Raw genomic sequence first — 18,796 nt, 5'->3', positions numbered from 1 at the left:
TCATTCCTCCTCAAAAGAAATCTCTGGCAACTGAGCAAGAATATCTTCTCGTTTAATTGCCCCTTGGCGTAAGATTTTCACCTTGTCTCCAGACAAATCCAAAATAGTCGAATCCTGTCCAGTTAGAAAAGCATCGTCCTCTAGACCCAGAACCTCTTGATCAAAATCCTCTAGAATTTGAGCAAAGGTCACTCCACTCGCCTGACCCGAGATATTGGCAGACGGCCCAATCAAGGGTCCTGTCTCTCGAATCAAATCCAGTGTAATGGGGTGACTCGGCATCCGAAATCCGACAGTTGCAAGACCAGAGTTGACCCAATAGGGAACTCGGTCATTGGCTTCGAGGATAATGGTCAAGGGACCCGGTAAAAAGGCCTCTACGAGCTTTTGTAGATAAGTTGGCTGATTCTTTGAAAAGTGTAAGATGTCCTCTAGAGAAGCGACATTAAGATTGAGTGCCTTATCTCTAGGACGACGTTTGAGTTGGTAAACATGGTCGACAGCTTTTTCGTCTAAGGCCTTAGCAAAGAGACCATAAACTGTCTCTGTAGGCAAAACAACAGCTCCGCCCTTTTCCAACTCTTGTCTAATCCTGTCCATCATCAACTACAACCATCCTATCTTGACCAAATTGGTCCTTGAGTGTTCGTACCCGTTTTTTAGGAAGATGTTTCTTAAAAAGCGCAGGAACACTTTGACCTTGTTTGTATCCAATTTCAAGGTAAATCTTACCACCATCTGTGAGATAGTCTTTTGCATCTTCCGCAATTCTACGGTAAATAGCTAGGCCATCCTCATCTGCAAAGAGAGCTAGATGAGGCTCCGAATGCAAAACATTCAAACCGACCTCTGACTCATCTTCACGAGAGATATAGGGTGGATTGGATACAATTATATCATATTTTTCAGAAATTTCTGCAAAACAATCAGATTTTTTAAAAAATATATTAAGATTTTGATTTCTAGCATTCTCTGATGCAAGCTCTAAGGCGGCTTGGGAAATATCTGCTGCTGTCACTGACCAATCTGGTCTGTTTTTTGCTAATCCAAGGGCTATGGCGCCACTTCCAGTCCCGATATCTAGGATCTTAAGATTTTCCTCAGGATTTTCTGTGAGGATGAGCTCCACCAACTCTTCTGTCTCTGGACGAGGAATCAAAACCCGCTCATCTACTTTTAACTGCATTCCAAAGAAATCTACGTGACCAATGATATACTGAGCTGGTTTGTGAACTGCTAACTGCTGGAAAATTTCTTCTACAAATTGTTTTTCGGCCTCTGTTACCTCTTGCTGAAGGGTAAAAACAAGGTCCGTAAAAGAGAGATTTTTTAAGCTACGATAGACAAAAGAGAGGCTTTCTGCTTCCTCTCCTTGTCTTATCAACTCTTCTTCAAAATCTGAAAATAATTGAGCTAATTTCATTATTTGTTTAATTCTTCTAATTTTTGTGTTTGGTCATAGAGCACCAAGGCATCTACAACTTCATCCAATTTTCCAGACAAAATGGTATCTAGTTTTTGGAGGGTCAAGCCGATACGGTGGTCTGTGACACGGTTTTGAGGGAAATTATAAGTACGGATACGTTCTGAACGGTCACCAGTTCCGATAGTAGACTTACGCTCGGCGTCTTGTTCATCTTGAGCAATCTGAGCAAAATGGTCAGCAACACGCGCACGGATGATTTTCATAGCCTTCTCACGGTTCTTCTGCTGGGTACGTTCTTCCTGCATCTCAACCTTGATATTGGTTGGCAAGTGAACGATACGCACGGCAGTCGCAACCTTATTGACGTTCTGTCCACCAGCACCTGATGCGTGGTAGATATCAACACGAAGGTCTTTTGGATCAATATCGTATTCTACTTCTTCCACTTCAGGCATGACAAGGACTGTCGCTGTCGAAGTATGTACACGGCCTTGGCTTTCTGTCACAGGGACACGTTGCACACGGTGGGCACCAGACTCATACTTGAGTTTAGAATATACAGACTGACCAGAAACCATGGCAACCACTTCTTTGAAACCACCCACACCATTCATAGAAGCTTCCATGACTTCAAAGCGCCAGCCTTGGGCTTCCGCATACTTCTGGTACATAGTTAACAAATCTCCAGCGAAAAGTGCTGCTTCGTCTCCACCAGCTGCTCCACGGATTTCAAGGATGATGTTCTTATCATCGTTTGGATCCTTTGGAAGGAGCAAAATTTTGAGTTTTTCTTCGTATTCTTCTTTTTCAGCCTTAGCGTCTTTCAGTTCCTGCTTGGCCATTTCTTCCAAGTCCGCATCTCCGCCTGATTCTTTAATCATTTCTTCAGCATCGACGATGTTTTGAAGGACTTGTTTGTACTCACGGTAGGCTGTTACCGTATCACGAGTAGAAGCCTCTTCTTTTGAAAGCTCCATGAAACGCTTGGTGTCTGATACTACATCAGGGTCACTCAGCAATTCTCCTAGTTCTTCGTAACGGTCTTCTACAGCTTGTAGTTGATCATAGATGTTCATTTTTTCTCCTTATTTCTCAATTGTTAAATCATAGATTGCTACTACTTCGTTCTCAAATATTTCCCCAGTTTCTTTAAATCCATAACTGAGGTAACAAGATCTTGCATGTTCATTTTCTGGTTCATAAGACAACCAAAGTTTATTGCCTAAACCTGCTGGCGCTGTCTGAACATAGTCCAGCACTTTATCCATAATTGGTTTAAAATATCCTTGATTTTGAAAATTCTTATCAATCATAAAACGAAATAGTAAATAATTTCCACTACTAATTCCAATCTTTTTATCATAAGCTATCATCACAAAACCTATAATTGCATCATTATCATAAACTGCCAATGGAGCTACAAAATCTCCATTTTTAGTGTAGACATATGCTTCAGCTAAACTAATTGCGTTGGTTGCAATGAATTGTTTTTGATATTCCTTGACATCCAAATTCAAAACATCAAAATAATTTTCCATTGTAACATCTCTTAGTTCAATTGTCATAGTTGTGCTCCTTGTTAGATGTTATCATTGGGGCAAAATAATGTTTACGGCAGACTGAGATATAGGTTTCATTGCCACCGATCTGAATTTGTTCTCCATCATAGACTGGCACGCCATCTTGAGTTCGCAACACCATAGTCGCCTTTTTCTTACAATACTGACAAATGGTCTTGATTTCGTCAATCTTATCTGCTAAAAGCAAGAGATATTTGGAACCTTCGAACAATTCATTGCGAAAGTCATTCTTCAAACCAAAAGCCATGACAGGTATGTCTAACTCATCAACAACACGAGCAAGGTCATAAACATGGTGACGCTTGAGAAACTGAGCCTCATCAACCAACACACAGTATGGTTTCTCAGGTAAGACTCGGATATAACCAAAGATATCCGTCGTTTCCTCAATCGCAATAGCTGGGCGTTTCATGCCGATTCGGCTCGACACATAGCCAACACCGTCACGCGTATCCAGAGCAGAAGTCATAATCACAACTCCCTTTCCTTGCTCCTCGTAGTTATAGGCCACCTTGAGAATCTCAATCGTCTTACCAGAGTTCATGGTCCCATAACGATAATACAACTGTGCCATGCTTCTATTTCACGTCCATTTCTAAATTTTTGCTACATTCTAGTATATCATAATTTTCTGAAGCTTTAAACGGCAAAATGTGGTAAAATAGAAGAAATCAAAAACTAGTGGAGGAAGCTATTATGCCATTTGTACGCATCGATTTATTTGAAGGGCGCACGCTCGAGCAAAAGAAAGCTCTTGCTAAGGAAGTAACGGAAGCTGTTGTCCGCAACACTGGAGCCCCTCAATCAGCCGTTCATGTCATCATCAACGACATGCCAGAAGGAACCTACTTCCCTCAAGGGGAAATGCGCACCAAATAATCCAGCTTAAGCAGAATTGCTTAGGCTTTTTCAATCTCCAAGTAGCATCCATTGAAGAAATAGTCTAATTTTGTTACAATTTGAAGAGATGCTTGGATACCTATCCTAAGAAAAGAAATACAAAAGGAAATAGTATGATTACACGTGAATTTGATACCATCGCTGCTATCTCTACTCCACTAGGTGAAGGAGCAATTGGTATTGTCCGCCTGAGCGGAACAGATAGCTTTGCCATTGCGCAAAAGATTTTTAAAGGAAAAGACTTGAGCAAGGTTGCAAGCCATACCCTCAACTACGGTCACATCGTTGACCCTCAAACTGGTAAGGTCATGGATGAGGTTATGGTTGGAGCTATGAAGTCTCCAAAGACCTTCACTCGTGAGGATATTATCGAGATTAACACCCACGGCGGGATTGCGGTAACCAATGAAATTCTCCAACTAGCTATCCGTGAAGGAGCTCGATTGGCTGAACCGGGTGAATTTACCAAGCGTGCCTTTCTAAACGGTCGTGTGGACTTAACACAGGCTGAGGCAGTGATGGACATCATCCGTGCCAAGACAGACAAGGCTATGAATATCGCAGTCAACCAATTGGACGGTTCTCTTTCTGAACTCATTAATAATACTCGTCAGGAAATTCTCAATACCTTGGCCCAAGTAGAGGTCAATATCGACTATCCTGAGTATGACGATGTTGAGGAAGCCACTACTGCTGTCGTCCGCGAGAAGACTATGGAGTTTGAGCAGTTGCTTACCAATCTCCTTCGAACAGCCCGTCGCGGTAAAATCCTCCGTGAGGGAATTTCAACTGCCATCATCGGACGCCCCAACGTTGGAAAATCCAGCCTCCTCAACAACCTGTTGCGTGAAGAAAAGGCCATCGTAACAGACATCGCTGGTACTACTCGAGATGTTATCGAAGAATACGTCAACATTAACGGGGTTCCTCTCAAATTGATTGATACAGCTGGTATCCGGGAAACAGATGATGTCGTGGAACAAATCGGAGTTGAACGCTCCAAGAAAGCCCTCAAGGAAGCTGACTTGGTACTTCTTGTCTTAAACGCTAGTGAGCCACTAACAGCACAAGACAGACAACTCTTAGAAATCAGTCAGGATACCAACCGCATTATTCTACTTAATAAAACTGATCTTCCTGAAGCGATTGAAACTTCGGAACTGCCTGAAGATGTTATCCGTATTTCAGTTCTAAAAAACCAAAACATTGATAAGATTGAAGAACGCATTAATGACCTCTTCTTTGAAAATGCTGGCTTGGTCGAGCAAGATGCTACTTATCTATCTAACGCCCGTCACATTTCCTTGATTGAGAAGGCTGTTGAAAGCCTACAAGCTGTTAACGAAGGTCTTGAACTGGGTATGCCAGTTGATCTTCTTCAAGTAGATTTGACCCGTACTTGGGAAATTCTCGGAGAAATTACTGGAGATGCCGCACCTGATGAACTCATTACCCAACTCTTTAGCCAATTCTGTTTAGGAAAATAAGAAAAATCCATGATCGTTCTTGCGGTCATGGATTTTATTGTAGTTATTAGTAATCTGGTCTTAAAACACCAGTTACAGTTGCCTTAGTTGCTTCGTAGTCGCCATCTACGACAACTTTGATAATGCGTTTGGCATCTTCTTCTGGTGCTGGAACTAGAGGTAATCGAGTTGGTCCAGCTTCAAATCCCATGTAGTTCAAAACTGCCTTAACAGGAGCAGGACTTGGATAAGAGAAGAGAGCATTGACCTTAGGAATGAATTTACGCTGAATAGCTGCAGCTTTCTTCATGTCGCTTTCTGCAATGGCAGTGAACATTTCGTGCATTTCGTCCCCATTTGTATGAGAGGCAACAGAAATAACCCCATCTGCACCAAGGTTCATGGCATGGAAGGCATCTCCATCTTCACCTGTATAAATCAAGAACTCTTCTGGCTTGTGCTCAATCAAGTAAGCCATATTAGCCAAGCTAGTACATTCTTTGACACCAATGATATTTGGATGGTCAGCCAAACGAAGCATGGTTTCTGGAGTTAATTCGACAACCACACGTCCTGGAATGTTATAAATGATAATAGGTAAATCTGATGCATCCGCAATAGCTTTAAAGTGCTGGTACATCCCTTCTTGAGAAGGTTTGTTGTAGTACGGTACGATAGCAAGTCCAGCAGCGAAGCCACCAAATTCTGCGACTTCTTTGACAAATTCGATCGAGTCACGTGTATCATTGGTACCTACACCCGCAATCAAAGGAACACGCCCATTGACAATCTTTTGTACAGCCGCAAAGAGTTCCAACTCCTCATCGTGGGTCAAGGTTGGACTCTCGGCTGTCGTCCCTGCAAGAAGAATGCCGTCAGTATGATGGGCCAACAGATGCTCAATCAAGGCTGGAATGGCATCAAAGTTGATGGAACCATCCTCATGGAAAGGGGTAATAAAGGCTGTGATGATTTTACACTCTTTTAAATCTTGATAAGACATGAGAAACACCTCTCTATTTCAAAGAAGGAGTTCATCTGAACTCCTAAACGATATGACTATTTTAATTCAAATTTCAACTCAGCTGTTGGACGAACCAATCCACGTTCGTGAAGCGTTTCTGCAATCTGAACTGAGTTCCAGGCAGCACCTTTGAGAAGGTTATCTGAAACAACCCACATATGGATTCCTTTTTCAGCATCTAAGTCTTTACGGATACGACCAACAAAGGTATCACGTGAACCAACAGCATTGATAGCTTGTGGATAGATTTGATGAGCTACATCATCTTCAAGAACTGCACCTGGGAAGGCTGCGATAGCTGCTTTCACTTCTTCTATTGGAGCCACTTCTTTTGTTTCAATGTAAACAGACTCAGAGTGAGCAGACAAGACAGGAATACGCACACATGTTGCAGACACTGCGATGCTATCATCTTCCATGATTTTCTTCGTTTCCTTAGTCATCTTCATCTCTTCGTAAGTGTAATCATTGTCCGTGAAGACATCGATTTGTGGAAGAGCGTTAAAGGCGATAGGATAGTGTTTCTTGTCACCACCTGAAGGCAAGATTTCCGCATGCAAATCACGTGGATTCACACCGTCATTCAAGACTTCACGGAGTTCACGTTGTGTTTCAAGAATCGCTCCCATACCAGCACCTGAAACCGCTTGGTAAGTTGAAACGATGATACGGTCCAAGCCCCATTTTTGACGAACTGGCTCAAGAGCCACCATCATTTGGATTGTTGAACAGTTAGGGCAGGCAATAATCCCGTTGTGGGCATCAAGTGCATGAGCATTGACCTCTGGAACAACCAAAGGAACATCAGGATTTTGACGGAAATAAGATGTATTATCTACTACTACCGCTCCAGCTTGAACTGCGTATGGTGCATACTTAGCTGATGTCGAACCACCTGCTGAGAAGAGTGCAATATCAACACCCTCAAAAGCGGTCTCAGTCGTTTCTTCAATCGTAATATCTTGGTCTTTAAATTTCAAAGTCTTGCCTGCTGAACGTGCAGAAGCAAGGTAACGAATTTTATCGATTGGAAGTGTTGATTCTTCCAACATTTTTATCATCTGAGCTCCGACAGCACCTGTCGCGCCGACTACAGCAACTGTATATCCCATAAATAACCTCTTTCGGAATTTTCTAAAAATTTCTATAATAGATGTATTATACTACTTTTTCCAGAAATTGAAAAGCATTTTTGGGTTATATTTTCTGAAAATTAAAAATCCCTAGTCATTGACCAGGGACTAAGAGGCATCTTCATGTGATGAGCAGGTTCACACAACTCATCAAGGTCCGCTCCTGCGTTATGACCTCCTTATGCTCAATAGCATTCCGAAGACTGCCTATCGACTCATCGCATCTACTATTCTACTAGATAGAGTCACTTTTGTCAACAGCCAAAACTCTTTGCTTCATTTATACAGGTGCATAAGAAATATCTTTGAAAAATTTGGGTCAGACATAACAAAAACCCTTGTAAATAAGGGTTTTTGTATCTATTTAATGCTAATTGCCGGGATTGAACCGGCGACCTCATCCTTACCATGGATGCGCTCTGCCAACTGAGCTAAATCAGCTTACCTAAAAAGTATACTATAGTTCTATGTTCTTGTCAAGCGCTCTCTTTTAATTTATGGAATGAAAAAAGCTAGACTTATCAAGAATCTAGCTTATAAACTTCTTATTTTGTTAGATCGATTCGCTGTCCCAGTTTACCAATCAAAATCGCTCCCACTATAAGTGATGCAAACTCACCAATTCCAGTAGAGAACCATGTGAAGAAGAAGGGAGCTTCTGTCAAGATATGAAGTTCGGCTGCAATGGTAATCATTGAAATGGAGAAGAGGATTGAAAAGAAGAAATGATCTTTTCGAATCAATCCGTTAAAGAGGTAATCTTTGCTGTATTTTGCAAAGAGCCATACACCTAGACTAAGGAAAACTAAGGTAGAACCTCCACCGACAAAGACATCAATTATACCAAAACTAAAGAAATTAGCAATCATACAACCAATCGTCACACCGATGATGTATTTAGGGTTGTAAAATGCCAAGAAATTCAACATTTCTGAAATACGGAACTGATACACCCCAAAACTAAGAACATTGATTGGTGGCGTAATAGTCAAAACTACATAAATAGCAGCAACAATAGCAATATCTGCTATGTCACGAACAGTTAATTTTTTCATGTTTTCTCCTTTAGCGGTTTCCCGCGTAAAATATGCTTGGTGAAAGAAGCTAAGCACCAAGGGTTGAGATTATCAACCTTACTAGTATAGCACATTAGCCAGCTTTATGCTATACTAAAATCATGAAAAGACTAATAAAAGCTTTCTTTGATAACGAAATCCTCTCCTACCTATTTTTTGGTGGTGCTACTACTCTGGTTTCTATTGTATCACGTTTGGTTATTTACCATATCAGCCACCAGGAAATCCTTGCAACTGCCCTTGCAAATTTTATTGGGATTCTCTTTGCCTTTCTCACAAATGATACAATTGTCTTTAAACAAGAGAGAAGGAATTGGCTAACTCGCCTAGCTAAGTTTTTCTTAGCTCGTCTCTCTACTCTTGGACTGGACCTTCTTTTAACTTATATCTTTGTTACAGCCTTTCCTGATATTATTGGCCAGTTTGTTGAATATAATATAGATAGAGTTAATACGGTTGAAACTATCCTAGCGCAAATTTTGATCATCATTTTAAATTATATTTTCAGTAAAATCTATATTTTTAAAGGGGGCAACTGACCACTTTGAGCGTTCAAGTTGCTTTTTGTCACAATTTAGGATATAATAAATCAGAAAATTAGGAAAGGAATTTATGAAAATGTTAAAGGATCTTAAAGCATTTTTGCTTCGTGGTAATGTTGTTGACCTTGCTGTCGGTGTGATCATTGCCTCTGCATTTGGTGCTATCGTTACTTCATTTGTTAACGATATCATCACTCCACTTCTATTGAACCCAGCTTTGGAAGCTGCGAAAGTACAAAACATCGCTGAGCTTGCATGGAATGGTGTTACATATGGTAAATTCTTAAGCGCTGTTATCAACTTCCTTGTTGTGGGTACAGTTCTCTTCTTCGTTATCAAAGGTATTGAAAAAGCTCAAAACCTTCGTAAGAAAGAGGAAGTGGTTGAGGAAGCACCTGCTGCTCCAACTGAACTTGAAGTTCTTCAAGAAATCAAAGCTCTTCTTGAGAAAAAATAAAACAGATAAAGGATCTAGCTTAAAGCTAAATCCTTTTTTCTTTACTCTTTTGGTAACTTCCCAGCCTTTTCGAGCATTTTCTTAATCAAGTAAGGCATCTTCACATTCTCACGGCCTTTTTTCTCAATGAGTTTTTTGACAAATTCTGGCATCTGAAGGTCGTCTGTCTCCTCCATAATATCCTTTGTAGTTGCTGACGGTGCTAACTCATCGAAGGTTTCTTCTTCTGGAAGAAAAGCTTTAAATTCTTTGTGTTCATTGGCTCTTACAGTAGCAACTAAAGCGTCAATTAAACGGCTATCCGTATTGGGCATAGGTGGACGATGGTAGGTGACACCTATTTTTTGACACAAATCATAACATTCCACATCATTATCAAACAAGACTTCGATGTGCTCACTGATAAAACTAATCGGAATAAAAATATAATGTTCTGGATGTTGCTTTTGTTCTCGTAAATATTCTAAGACATCTGGCTTGATCCAAGGGATTCCAATATCGCTTTCGCTCTGCCAAGTATTGGTATACTGGTCGGCTGTTAGGCCGAGTTGTTCAGCAATTAGCTTGCTATTATCGAAAATCTGGTCGATATAAGGATCTCCATAATCCAAGGCAAAAATGGGAACACTGTGTGCCGAAAAGATTACCTTGAAAGATTCTTCTCCCACATGGTTCCGTAAAATTTTGATAATCTCATCTGTCCAGAAGTCCAGCAAAGCCTGTTGTTGATACCAGTCCTTAATGACTAAAAATCGGATCTGCTGGCTTTCCAGAAACTTTTCATACCCCATGACTGAGTAAAAAGAATAATGAGGTTCCAAAATCAAGCAGATACATTCTTCAACACCATCAGCTTCCATCTGCTTGATCACGTCTGGAATAAAGGGACGAGAAAATTTGTTGGCAAAGTAGATACCGTACTCCTCGCCTAAACGTTCCTTGACTAAATCAACCTCCTCACGTGTAATCCGCTGCAAGGGTGTCCCGCCGATAAGGACATAGTTGTCATAGAGAGTCTGGATCTCGTGGTCTTGGGGTCTAACTCCACGACGAATGTTTGTAAAAAATTCTGCTACTCCTTCAAAACTAATCTCCTCTGGAGATCCAAAGGTCATCATTAATATTGCTTTTTTCATGTTATCATCCTTATGATATTATTTTCACTATCTATTCTATCATGAAAGAAAAAAATAGTAAACGCTTCCGACGTCTACTATTTCTTTTGTTCTTTAGTCTTTTTATCTCGTCTCATGATTAGGATGATAACAACAAGGAGTAAAATAACGATAATCAGGAGAAGAAAGGCAAGGATATAAATCCAATGCGTTGTTAGCCCTTGATCGAAATACCGCGTCCCTACAGCTTCTCCACTTTTATCCTGGGCTGCTTTTACTGGTGCATCCGTTATTTTAGCTAATAGGATATGTCGTCCGTTGGTAATGTTAAGGAAACAGGTGCTTAACAAAACAATCTTGTCCGTTGAGGTCAAGGAGACATCTCGCTTGTACTTGGCTTTACTTAGCAAATATTGATAGTAAGCCTGGTGTTCCTCATCGTTGGAACTCAAAGTTCGGTAAATCTCCGTGTCATAGGCGTCTACTTCTAAAATCCCAAAAATCTCCAGACCACGTTCACGGCCATTGTAGTAGATAGAGCCATAGCGATGCATTTCAAAAAAATCTTGATCCGCAAATTTTTGAATCTCCCCAAACATAGCACCAGAAGCCATGGAGTGACCATAGATGATGGTGTTAAAGTCAGTAAAGTTTGGATTAAAACGATAGTCTAGAAAAATAGACCCTGACACAGTATAATCGCCAAAAGCATTGCGGTCAAGGTATTTGACATTGTCCTGACTCTGCAAGAGGGGATAGTCTACCTTGGTCCCATCAAGGCTAATCCAACCACAAACATCCTTGTTGAGGTGCTGCAAGGTTTCAAAGCCCGTACTGCTGGCATCCTTTTCAATGGGATTATAATGATCGTAGTCACTCGCAAGGACCCTATCAGCTGTAAAAAGACAGAAAAAAACTAGAAAGAGGGATAGAATGACCTTTATAACTTTGCGACTTGTACTTGTTTTCATATTTCCTGCTTTCTCCTTTCTAGCCTTGAAAATAAAAGAGCAAGAGAGGCTATCCCTTTCTCTTTTATTGGTAGTTTAGTCAGTAATGGTATCTGCTCCTTCTTCCTTTGCTTCTCTTCTACGACGCAAGATCAAATAGAGGATGATGAGCAAGAAGATCAATAGCAAGAGCAAGATAAACAAGATGATGTACCATATCCACAAAGGAATCGATGAGAGAAATCGTCCGAGCGACGAATCATCAAAGACACTATAAGGGAATGGTTTTGATTTTTTCGTATGGAAGGTGTTCTTTGGAACCGTATCCGTAATCTTGGCAACTACGATATGTCTCCCATTTGTTACGTCTAGGAAACAGGTACTGAGAAGGATGATATGGTCATTTGGCCCCAGTGTAATGTCTCGTTTGTGAATGGCAACCGAGAGTAAGTGATCGATATATTCTTGGCGCCGATCATCCCCATTAATACCTGGATCGTAGATGTTAAAGTCATAGGCGTCCACCTCGAGCATTTCAAAGATTTCAAGACCTTTTTCAACGCCATTATAGTAAATACTGCCGTAGCGATGCTGGTCAAAGAATTCCTTATCAGAAAACTTTGCTACATCTCCAAACATAACCCCATTTTCTACATGGTGTCCGTAGATGATGGTATTAAAGTCCTCGAACTTGGATTCATTTCGAGCCTCAAGGAAAATAGCTCCTGTAGCTGCAAATTCTCCCTTGGAATCTTTGTTCAGGTACTTTTCATTGTCTTTGGCTTGGACTAAGGGATAGTCGATATTGGTGCCATAGACATTGATCCAACCGAGAACCTCTGGATTGACTTGCTGTAGCTTGTGAAAGCCAGAAAAACTAGCAAGCTCATCTTTCTCAGTAGTACTCACTGGTTTATAGGCCTCATACTCACTTGATGAAGCCTGAGAATAGACCTGATTGGCATCCCAAAGAGCGTAGAAACCAAAGAGAAAGACTAAGGCCGCCAAGAGGAGCAAGATATGATTTATCAACGCATCTACAGCAAGGACCAGACGCCTAGACAAACTCCTTTTTGGTTTCTCACGCTTGATTTTCATCGGTCAAACCAGTTGCTTAAGCTTGTCTGCGTTTTTTAGACAAAACAACAAATCCAGCCAAACCAAGACCAATCATCAAGATGAAAGGAAGATTGTCAATCAAGAGACCAGTAGGGGTAACGTCTGGTAAGCTATTTGTGATAGTGTTATCGTTGGGTTTTTCACCAACAAGGATACTATCTTGAGTGAAATTTGTAGAAACTGTACCAGCTTGATTTTTTGATGCTCCGTTCTCCTTATATGCAGCTGAAGCTGTATAACCTTGAGATCCTGTTTCAACCAATTTATAACGAGTACCTGCAGGAATTGTGTCAAACACCAAAGATTGATCGTGGCGTAGTGTTATAGTTGTTTCTTGACCATAGACAAATGTTTTTGAGGTTTCACCGATTTTACCAGTGATGGATTGTGAAGTTTCTGTAGATGCTTTGGTAAAAGTAAGCTTGAAAGTGAAATCTTTTGATTTATCTGCAGTAGCACCTGACACAACTTTTTTAATTACTAAAGATTTAGCATTTGGATCAACTTTTGAAACATTTGGTTTATTAGGGTTTGGTTCATTTGGATCTGTAATTTTACCAGCATTTTTACGATAGATGTTAGTGAAAAGATCATATTTGTAAGTAGTTCCACTTTCAGATGGTTTTACTTTACCATTCACACTTGGGGATACTTGTTTAAAATACACAGAAGAAATATATGTTCCTCCTGTAGTTTTGTTCTTAACAATAACGTGCATTTCATAGTTGCGATTATCATATGTCATAAAATCAATAGGTGAACCATTTTTTTGAATAACATTCCAACCAACATTTTGTTTTTCAGCAACAGTATAGACATATTCACCAGCATGTGTATAGTTCACTTCTCTAAAAATATCGCCGGTTTCTTTCTTAATGTTAGTTTGGCCAGTTGCTAAAACGTCTGTTCCAGAATAAGATACATTTTTATCTGTAATTTGACCATTAGAAGAATCAATCGTTTCATAAGGTGCACCATTTGATGATGTACCAGTTTTTGGGGTGAAAGTAAATGTAAAAGTTGCTTCAGGTGTTGTAATTCCTTCCGCAATATTCAACACCTTATTAATAGAAACTTTTGCACTTGTTTCACCATTTGCTTTGGCAGTTGCCACATCATTATCATCCGCAAATGTTGGCACTCCTCTAAAGACCGACAAGGCGGTTACAGCTGCAATGCTTGCAGTAACTAATTTTTTCAAAAATGTTTTTTTCATGATTATTCCTTTTATTTTTAAATTTCTTTTTTCATAAATTACCATCAAAAGCCCCGTCGCCTTAGGACTGTTACCACCTTGCCATGGGTATCCTGTATAGGAATGGTTCCAAAAGCACGACTATCTACAGCCGTTGTTCGATTGTCTCCGAGGACAAAGAGTTGTCCTGCTGGGACTTTCATTGGGAAGGTAGCCCCTTCCTTATAGAGCAGCGTTTCTTTGTAGATATCCTGCTCTTGTTGAGGAGAACCGTTGATGATGAGACCATTTTCGTTTATATCGATCGTACTTCCTTCGGTTGCTATGACACGCGCCACTCTTTCCTTGCCCTTATAACTATAGACGAGCAGATCACCAATCGAATAACGTTTATCCAACCTATAGTAGACAACCAAATCGCCATCTTTCAAGGCTGGCTTCATGCCATCGTCATTGTATCTCAATAGTCCAAAGACAAAAAAGTAAAGGGTGGCCAGTACAAACCCAACCATCAGAAGCTTACTGACTAAGTAGAGGATATCTCCCCATACACTCGGCGGAGACTTATCCCGATTGACTTGTGTTACTGTTTTCTTATGTTTCTTTTTAAGTAGCATTATTTTCTCCTATGTACCACTAGATATCCGAGTAGGATTGTAAAGAAGATTCCCCCTAGAGGAAGGATTATTCCTAACATGAGTGTACTGCTGAGGAAGTCAACTCCGGTTTCAGGCACGCTATTCTTATTATTCGTGACTGTCGCGGACTTGTCTCCATCCAGCTTGCCTTCTTGATTTTCATAAGATACCTGATATCCACTAGAAGAGTTTGATTCCTCTTCTACGGTATAGTGACTATTGAGTGGAAGTCCATCAATTTTTATGGTTTGATCTTTGTTTAGATCAATAGACACTCGACCATTCGTAAATTGCAGAGGGGTTCTTTTATTATTTACCGTTGCAGTATAGGTTCCATTCAGTGGACTATTCTGAGCATCCCTAATGTTAATGGTAATCTTGAAGGATTTTAATAGGTTGGCAAATACACCCGTAACCTTTTTTGTAACTGATAAACTTGGAAGCTTGTGATTCGTGACAATACTGGTTTCGTCTTTATTCAGATCGCCCTCTTGATTCTCATATGTAACGTGGTAACCGTTCGTTGATGCCGCTTCTTCTTCAACCTTGTAATGGGTTCCTCGAGGAAGATAGCTTAGAATACCTTTCCAACGTTTTCGTTTTTCGACACGGATCTCCGCTTCTCCATTCACAACAGTTATATCGCCAAAAGTTCCATTCAATGGCTTAGAATCAGGAGAGGTTAGTTTTACCTTAATCCTAAACTCCTTGTTCAAGTTATTTTCAGCTTCCAACACTTTCTTAATCGTCAGACTTGGCAATTGTTTATAGATTACCTTGAAGGATGGTTTAGTTTCTGTACCAACATTTTTTATTTCTTTGGTAAAGGCGGGGACGTCTGGTGCAATTAAATCGTATTGATATCCTTTGGCAACTTTTTCAAAGTTCCTCGTTTCATTAGATACGTTTTTACTAACATTCACATTGGTCTTTCGATAGTCTTGATTATCAGGACCTCCGTTCTTGTTCTTTTGAACCAGTTTCAGTTCAACATTACTCGGTTGATCAGCTGTAATGACAGTTCTCGCACCCGTCACACCTTGCCATTCAACTTCCACTGGTACCGTTAATGGATCCGAAGGCTTAAAGGTTGGGTTGTCAGAGTATTCTTTGGTCTTGGTTTGGGAGGTGCCTATTCCATAGGAATAGGTGACACTGGCACCTTTATTGGAATAGAGTTTATTGACATCAGAACCTTCAGCATCACCAGCCTCTAGTTTTTTATCACCTGCAATGGCATCCAGAGCATCTTGACTAGATGTAACAGTGAATTTGAGGACATATCTAGCTCCATCTTCTAAGGAATAATTCGGAGAAAAGTTAGCCGTAACTTCCACTAATCCTTCTGCCGTTGTCTTGGTATCAAAAGTTACTTGCTCTTCGGTTAATGTTTCACTGCTACCATCCTTTTCTTTCACTACACGAAACTCTGACGATCCGTTCGGTAATAGCTGGACATACTTAGAAAGAACATCCTTGATGGTCACGTGGTGGATTCCCAGTGGCAGAATCTTATCAGTGATATCTTTGAAACTGTCTTGTAACTGGTCTTCATCATTTGCAGAGAATATTTCATTTGGAATGGAGGCATTATGTTGCCTCATATAATATTGCAGACTGGTAATACTGTCGACATTGTTTGAATAACGAAATTTAATTGAATAGAAACCATCAAGTGTTGGAGCCAAGCTATATGATAGACTATTTAGATTATTATTTAATCTATCCCAAAACCACTGGGGAGCTGTTTCGATATTAGGATCCTCGTTATTGTAGTTATATATAGTGTAACCATTGGCATCGTAGACCATATTCGCAAAGCCATCTGAAAGCAAAATAACGACTTTCTTAGCATTAGATCTTGCACTTCCCATTAACTGGTTGGCCAAGGTTAATCCAGCCCCAATATTGGTCCCGGTACCAATACCTGACTCAGTACCAATGGAATTACCTCCTGCAATACTCATGTTGTATACCGCTGTTTTAGCAGCACGAGCATTGTTACTCCATCCTAAAATCGTGTTAGCATCATCCCATGGTGAAACGCCATCATAGTATTTTGTCATCCGTTCATAGGGCCAGTATGGTCTAAAAAGTCTCCATTTATTTCCATCCCAATACTGATCATTCTTTTTATTGTCAATTTTCCCACCAAATCCTACCATAGATAACCGGTTATTAGAATTGGATAGAATGGTATCAATTAAGCCCTTACGACCATTTGTTCCTCTTAGAGTATTTTTCAATGCGTCAATCCGACTGATCGTCCGTCCATCAAAAGATTGGACATCCTGATTCTGCATACTTCCTGAGAGGTCTGCTACTAAAACAACATCCAAGGGATCCGTTTGGGTCTCCGTTCCCAGTTTGGACGTGATATCCAATGACAACTCATACTTGTCATCCTGTCCCGATATCGGAGTAATTGTCTTGTGAAGGGTTGTCTGAGGTTCTGTAGTAGAATCAGCATTTAACAGGCTTATCGGAGCACACAAAAAGAGAATAGCTAACAGTGTAACTAAACGGCGCGCAATAATTTGAACTTTCTTAAAATCGAAGCGAATGTTCATTTTATTCTCCTTAACTAGAATGTAGTAATATTGTTACTATATCAATGTAGGACATTTACAAGATAATTGTACAATAAAGTTCACGCAGTGTCAATTAATATGATTAATTTTATATTATGTTAATTAATAAAAGAGTATGATTCTTCTTTGTCTTTCAAACTATTCTATGGTAAAATGAAAAAAGAATAAAAAAATCTCATAAAATATCAATGCATATATTTTATTCTAGAATATCCAAAATTTCATTTAAAAGTCTATTGAATTTGAATTATTATATTTTTTCAAAATTCATGAAATTTTCAGAATAAGGTTTTTTCCGAAGTTTGCATTCTATTTTATGATTGTTAAAGGAGTTTTTATGACTTATCCGAACCTTTTAGATCGTTTTTTGACCTACGTTAAGGTCAATACGCGATCTGACGAACACTCTACTACTACTCCAAGTACGCAAAGCCAGGTAGATTTTGCGACTAACGTTCTTATTCCTGAAATGAAACGTGTCGGTCTGCAAAACGTCTACTACCTTCCAAATGGTTTTGCTATTGGTACCTTACCAGCTAATGATCCTAGCTTAACACGCAAGATTGGCTTCATCTCCCACATGGACACAGCTGACTTTAATGCTGAGGGAGTTAATCCGCAAGTCATCGAAAATTACGATGGTGGAGCTATCGACTTAGGAGATTCTGGTTTTAAACTCGATCCGGCCGACTTCAAGAGCCTTGAGAAATATCCAGGCCAAACACTCATCATAACCGATGGCACGACCTTGCTGGGTGCTGATGACAAGTCAGGGATTGCTGAGATTATGACTGCTATTGAATATCTGACTGCTCATCCCGAAATCAAACACTGTGAGATTCGAGTTGGTTTTGGTCCAGATGAAGAAATTGGCGTTGGAGCTAACAAGTTTGATGCAGAAGACTTTGACGTTGACTTTGCCTATACTGTTGATGGTGGTCCGCTAGGAGAACTTCAGTACGAGACTTTCTCAGCAGCTGCTGCTGAGCTTCATTTCCAAGGGCGCAATGTCCACCCTGGTACTGCAAAGGGTCAAATGGTCAATGCCCTTCAGCTAGCAATTGATTTTCATAATCAACTTCCTGAGAATGACCGACCTGAACTAACAGATGGTTACCAAGGTTTCTATCATCTTATGGATGTGTCAGGTAGTGTCGAGGAGGCGCGTGCAAGCTACATCATTCGCGATTTTGAAAAGGATGCCTTTGAAACACGTAAAGCAGCTATGCAGTCTATTGCTGACAAGATGAATCAAGAACTTGGGAATGATCGCGTGACCTTGACTCTGACTGACCAGTACTACAATATGAAGGAAGTCATTGAGAAAGACATGACACCCGTTACCATTGCTAAAGCTGTTATGGAAGATTTAGGTATCACGCCAATTATAGAACCAATTCGTGGTGGAACAGATGGGTCTAAGATTTCCTTTATGGGAATTCCAACTCCAAATATCTTTGCTGGTGGTGAAAACATGCATGGACGTTTTGAATACGTCAGCCTTCAAACTATGGAGCGTGCGGTGGATACCATCATTGGCATTGTATCTTATAAAGACTAAAAAAGACGAGGTAGCTCAGCTAC

General features: G+C 40.2%; 19 protein-coding genes, 1 tRNA gene and 1 riboswitch. Of the genes, 5 read left to right on the top strand and 15 right to left on the bottom strand.

Annotated features, from left to right (window positions below; all coding sequences use genetic code 11):
• Genes HMPREF2991_RS03540 through HMPREF2991_RS03520 form a run of 5 tightly spaced genes read right to left on the bottom strand, consistent with a single transcriptional unit; the run spans position 1 to position 3,580 of the window.
• A complete protein-coding gene (locus tag HMPREF2991_RS03540; protein ID WP_049505778.1) occupies positions 1-603 on the bottom strand; it encodes an L-threonylcarbamoyladenylate synthase in 603 nt (200 codons plus the stop codon).
• Positions 587-1,423 (bottom strand): peptide chain release factor N(5)-glutamine methyltransferase, encoded by an 837-nt coding sequence (gene prmC / locus HMPREF2991_RS03535; RefSeq protein WP_070567892.1) that lies wholly within the window; start codon positions 1,421-1,423, stop codon positions 587-589. The genes HMPREF2991_RS03540 and prmC overlap by 17 nt, the downstream gene beginning before the upstream one ends.
• Positions 1,423-2,502: a peptide chain release factor 1 gene (gene prfA, locus HMPREF2991_RS03530; protein WP_001028815.1), complete on the bottom strand. Its 1,080-nt coding sequence runs from the start codon at positions 2,500-2,502 to the stop codon at positions 1,423-1,425. The genes prmC and prfA overlap by 1 nt, the downstream gene beginning before the upstream one ends.
• A 9-nt stretch (positions 2,503-2,511) precedes the next feature.
• A complete protein-coding gene (locus HMPREF2991_RS03525; protein ID WP_070567890.1) occupies positions 2,512-2,991 on the bottom strand; it encodes a GNAT family N-acetyltransferase in 480 nt (159 codons plus the stop codon).
• Positions 2,981-3,580: a thymidine kinase gene (locus HMPREF2991_RS03520; RefSeq protein WP_070567888.1), complete on the bottom strand. Its 600-nt coding sequence runs from the start codon at positions 3,578-3,580 to the stop codon at positions 2,981-2,983. The genes HMPREF2991_RS03525 and HMPREF2991_RS03520 overlap by 11 nt, the downstream gene beginning before the upstream one ends.
• Positions 3,581-3,702: 122 nt before the next feature.
• Between HMPREF2991_RS03520 and HMPREF2991_RS03515 the strand changes: the two genes are divergently transcribed.
• Positions 3,703-3,885, top strand: coding sequence for a 4-oxalocrotonate tautomerase (locus HMPREF2991_RS03515; protein ID WP_001117401.1), 183 nt, complete (start codon positions 3,703-3,705; stop codon positions 3,883-3,885).
• Between the two features lie 134 nt (positions 3,886-4,019).
• Positions 4,020-5,393 carry a tRNA uridine-5-carboxymethylaminomethyl(34) synthesis GTPase MnmE gene (gene mnmE / locus HMPREF2991_RS03510; protein WP_070567886.1) on the top strand — a complete coding sequence of 458 codons (1,374 nt, stop codon included), beginning with the start codon at positions 4,020-4,022 and terminating at the stop codon, positions 5,391-5,393.
• A gap of 46 nt (positions 5,394-5,439) precedes the next feature.
• Here mnmE and dapA read toward each other — a convergent pair whose 3' ends face one another.
• The 4 genes from dapA to HMPREF2991_RS03490 all read right to left on the bottom strand — a co-directional run bounded on the left by dapA (position 5,440) and on the right by HMPREF2991_RS03490 (position 8,584).
• Positions 5,440-6,375 carry a 4-hydroxy-tetrahydrodipicolinate synthase gene (gene dapA / locus HMPREF2991_RS03505; RefSeq protein WP_000121606.1) on the bottom strand — a complete coding sequence of 312 codons (936 nt, stop codon included), beginning with the start codon at positions 6,373-6,375 and terminating at the stop codon, positions 5,440-5,442.
• A 56-nt stretch (positions 6,376-6,431) separates the two neighbouring features.
• Positions 6,432-7,508 carry an aspartate-semialdehyde dehydrogenase gene (locus HMPREF2991_RS03500; RefSeq protein ID WP_000542494.1) on the bottom strand — a complete coding sequence of 359 codons (1,077 nt, stop codon included), beginning with the start codon at positions 7,506-7,508 and terminating at the stop codon, positions 6,432-6,434.
• 389 nt (positions 7,509-7,897) lie between these two features.
• Positions 7,898-7,970: transfer RNA gene (locus tag HMPREF2991_RS03495), tRNA-Thr, on the bottom strand.
• A 104-nt stretch (positions 7,971-8,074) separates the two neighbouring features.
• Positions 8,075-8,584, bottom strand: a complete 510-nt coding sequence (locus HMPREF2991_RS03490; protein WP_070567884.1) for a QueT transporter family protein — start codon at positions 8,582-8,584, stop codon at positions 8,075-8,077.
• Positions 8,582-8,678: riboswitch (PreQ1 riboswitch) on the bottom strand. It overlaps the preceding gene by 3 nt.
• Positions 8,679-8,706: 28 nt before the next feature.
• Between HMPREF2991_RS03490 and HMPREF2991_RS03485 the strand changes: the two genes are divergently transcribed.
• Together HMPREF2991_RS03485 and mscL are read left to right on the top strand one after the other, a co-directional pair.
• Positions 8,707-9,144 carry a GtrA family protein gene (locus HMPREF2991_RS03485; RefSeq protein ID WP_070567882.1) on the top strand — a complete coding sequence of 146 codons (438 nt, stop codon included), beginning with the start codon at positions 8,707-8,709 and terminating at the stop codon, positions 9,142-9,144.
• 79 nt (positions 9,145-9,223) lie between these two features.
• Positions 9,224-9,604, top strand: coding sequence for a large conductance mechanosensitive channel protein MscL (gene mscL / locus HMPREF2991_RS03480; RefSeq protein WP_025170998.1), 381 nt, complete (start codon positions 9,224-9,226; stop codon positions 9,602-9,604).
• Positions 9,605-9,645: 41 nt separating this feature from the next.
• Here mscL and hemH read toward each other — a convergent pair whose 3' ends face one another.
• The 6 genes from hemH to pitA all read right to left on the bottom strand — a co-directional run bounded on the left by hemH (position 9,646) and on the right by pitA (position 17,191).
• A complete protein-coding gene (gene hemH / locus HMPREF2991_RS03475; protein WP_070683566.1) occupies positions 9,646-10,740 on the bottom strand; it encodes a ferrochelatase in 1,095 nt (364 codons plus the stop codon).
• A gap of 77 nt (positions 10,741-10,817) precedes the next feature.
• Positions 10,818-11,690, bottom strand: coding sequence for a PI-2 pilus system class B sortase SrtG2 (gene srtB / locus HMPREF2991_RS03470; protein ID WP_070567880.1), 873 nt, complete (start codon positions 11,688-11,690; stop codon positions 10,818-10,820).
• A gap of 75 nt (positions 11,691-11,765) precedes the next feature.
• The gene (srtB, locus tag HMPREF2991_RS03465) at positions 11,766-12,767 is read right to left on the bottom strand and encodes a PI-2 pilus system class B sortase SrtG1 (RefSeq protein ID WP_070567878.1); all 1,002 of its coding nucleotides are present in this window, start codon (positions 12,765-12,767) and stop codon (positions 11,766-11,768) included.
• A 16-nt stretch (positions 12,768-12,783) separates the two neighbouring features.
• Complete coding sequence (locus HMPREF2991_RS03460; protein WP_070567876.1) at positions 12,784-14,049, bottom strand: DUF7601 domain-containing protein; 1,266 nt, start codon at positions 14,047-14,049, stop codon at positions 12,784-12,786.
• A complete protein-coding gene (sipA, locus tag HMPREF2991_RS03455) occupies positions 14,049-14,600 on the bottom strand; it encodes a PI-2 pilus system signal peptidase SipA (protein ID WP_000924790.1) in 552 nt (183 codons plus the stop codon). The genes HMPREF2991_RS03460 and sipA overlap by 1 nt, the downstream gene beginning before the upstream one ends.
• Positions 14,600-17,191 (bottom strand): PI-2 pilus tip adhesin PitA, encoded by a 2,592-nt coding sequence (gene pitA / locus HMPREF2991_RS03450; protein ID WP_070567874.1) that lies wholly within the window; start codon positions 17,189-17,191, stop codon positions 14,600-14,602. Before pitA ends, sipA begins: the two co-directional genes overlap by 1 nt.
• 358 nt (positions 17,192-17,549) lie before the next feature.
• On the opposite strand from pitA, the gene pepT reads away from it, so the two are divergent.
• A complete protein-coding gene (gene pepT / locus HMPREF2991_RS03445; protein WP_070567873.1) occupies positions 17,550-18,773 on the top strand; it encodes a peptidase T in 1,224 nt (407 codons plus the stop codon).
• Positions 18,774-18,796 lie beyond the last annotated feature (23 nt).

It is taken from the genome of Streptococcus sp. HMSC072D07 (assembly GCF_001814835.1).
In the GTDB taxonomy this organism is placed as follows: Bacteria; Bacillota; Bacilli; order Lactobacillales; family Streptococcaceae; genus Streptococcus.
Note: the sequence above shows the minus strand (reverse complement) of the source record. Positions and strands in the feature narration are given on the sequence as shown.

What these genes read in the sequence shown, in the direction of transcription:
- HMPREF2991_RS03540 (WP_049505778.1), bottom strand. Translation starts at nt 603, where the DNA reads ATGATGGACAGGATTAGACAAGAGTTGGAAAAGGGCGGAGCTGTTGTT.
- prmC (WP_070567892.1), bottom strand. Translation starts at nt 1,423, where the DNA reads ATGAAATTAGCTCAATTATTTTCAGATTTTGAAGAAGAGTTGATAAGA.
- prfA (WP_001028815.1), bottom strand. Translation starts at nt 2,502, where the DNA reads ATGAACATCTATGATCAACTACAAGCTGTAGAAGACCGTTACGAAGAA.
- HMPREF2991_RS03525 (WP_070567890.1), bottom strand. Translation starts at nt 2,991, where the DNA reads ATGACAATTGAACTAAGAGATGTTACAATGGAAAATTATTTTGATGTT.
- HMPREF2991_RS03520 (WP_070567888.1), bottom strand. Translation starts at nt 3,580, where the DNA reads ATGGCACAGTTGTATTATCGTTATGGGACCATGAACTCTGGTAAGACG.
- HMPREF2991_RS03515 (WP_001117401.1), top strand. Translation starts at nt 3,703, where the DNA reads ATGCCATTTGTACGCATCGATTTATTTGAAGGGCGCACGCTCGAGCAA.
- mnmE (WP_070567886.1), top strand. Translation starts at nt 4,020, where the DNA reads ATGATTACACGTGAATTTGATACCATCGCTGCTATCTCTACTCCACTA.
- dapA (WP_000121606.1), bottom strand. Translation starts at nt 6,375, where the DNA reads ATGTCTTATCAAGATTTAAAAGAGTGTAAAATCATCACAGCCTTTATT.
- HMPREF2991_RS03500 (WP_000542494.1), bottom strand. Translation starts at nt 7,508, where the DNA reads ATGGGATATACAGTTGCTGTAGTCGGCGCGACAGGTGCTGTCGGAGCT.
- HMPREF2991_RS03490 (WP_070567884.1), bottom strand. Translation starts at nt 8,584, where the DNA reads ATGAAAAAATTAACTGTTCGTGACATAGCAGATATTGCTATTGTTGCT.
- HMPREF2991_RS03485 (WP_070567882.1), top strand. Translation starts at nt 8,707, where the DNA reads ATGAAAAGACTAATAAAAGCTTTCTTTGATAACGAAATCCTCTCCTAC.
- mscL (WP_025170998.1), top strand. Translation starts at nt 9,224, where the DNA reads ATGTTAAAGGATCTTAAAGCATTTTTGCTTCGTGGTAATGTTGTTGAC.
- hemH (WP_070683566.1), bottom strand. Translation starts at nt 10,740, where the DNA reads ATGAAAAAAGCAATATTAATGATGACCTTTGGATCTCCAGAGGAGATT.
- srtB (WP_070567880.1), bottom strand. Translation starts at nt 11,690, where the DNA reads ATGAAAACAAGTACAAGTCGCAAAGTTATAAAGGTCATTCTATCCCTC.
- srtB (WP_070567878.1), bottom strand. Translation starts at nt 12,767, where the DNA reads ATGAAAATCAAGCGTGAGAAACCAAAAAGGAGTTTGTCTAGGCGTCTG.
- HMPREF2991_RS03460 (WP_070567876.1), bottom strand. Translation starts at nt 14,049, where the DNA reads ATGGTAATTTATGAAAAAAGAAATTTAAAAATAAAAGGAATAATCATG.
- sipA (WP_000924790.1), bottom strand. Translation starts at nt 14,600, where the DNA reads ATGCTACTTAAAAAGAAACATAAGAAAACAGTAACACAAGTCAATCGG.
- pitA (WP_070567874.1), bottom strand. Translation starts at nt 17,191, where the DNA reads ATGAACATTCGCTTCGATTTTAAGAAAGTTCAAATTATTGCGCGCCGT.
- pepT (WP_070567873.1), top strand. Translation starts at nt 17,550, where the DNA reads ATGACTTATCCGAACCTTTTAGATCGTTTTTTGACCTACGTTAAGGTC.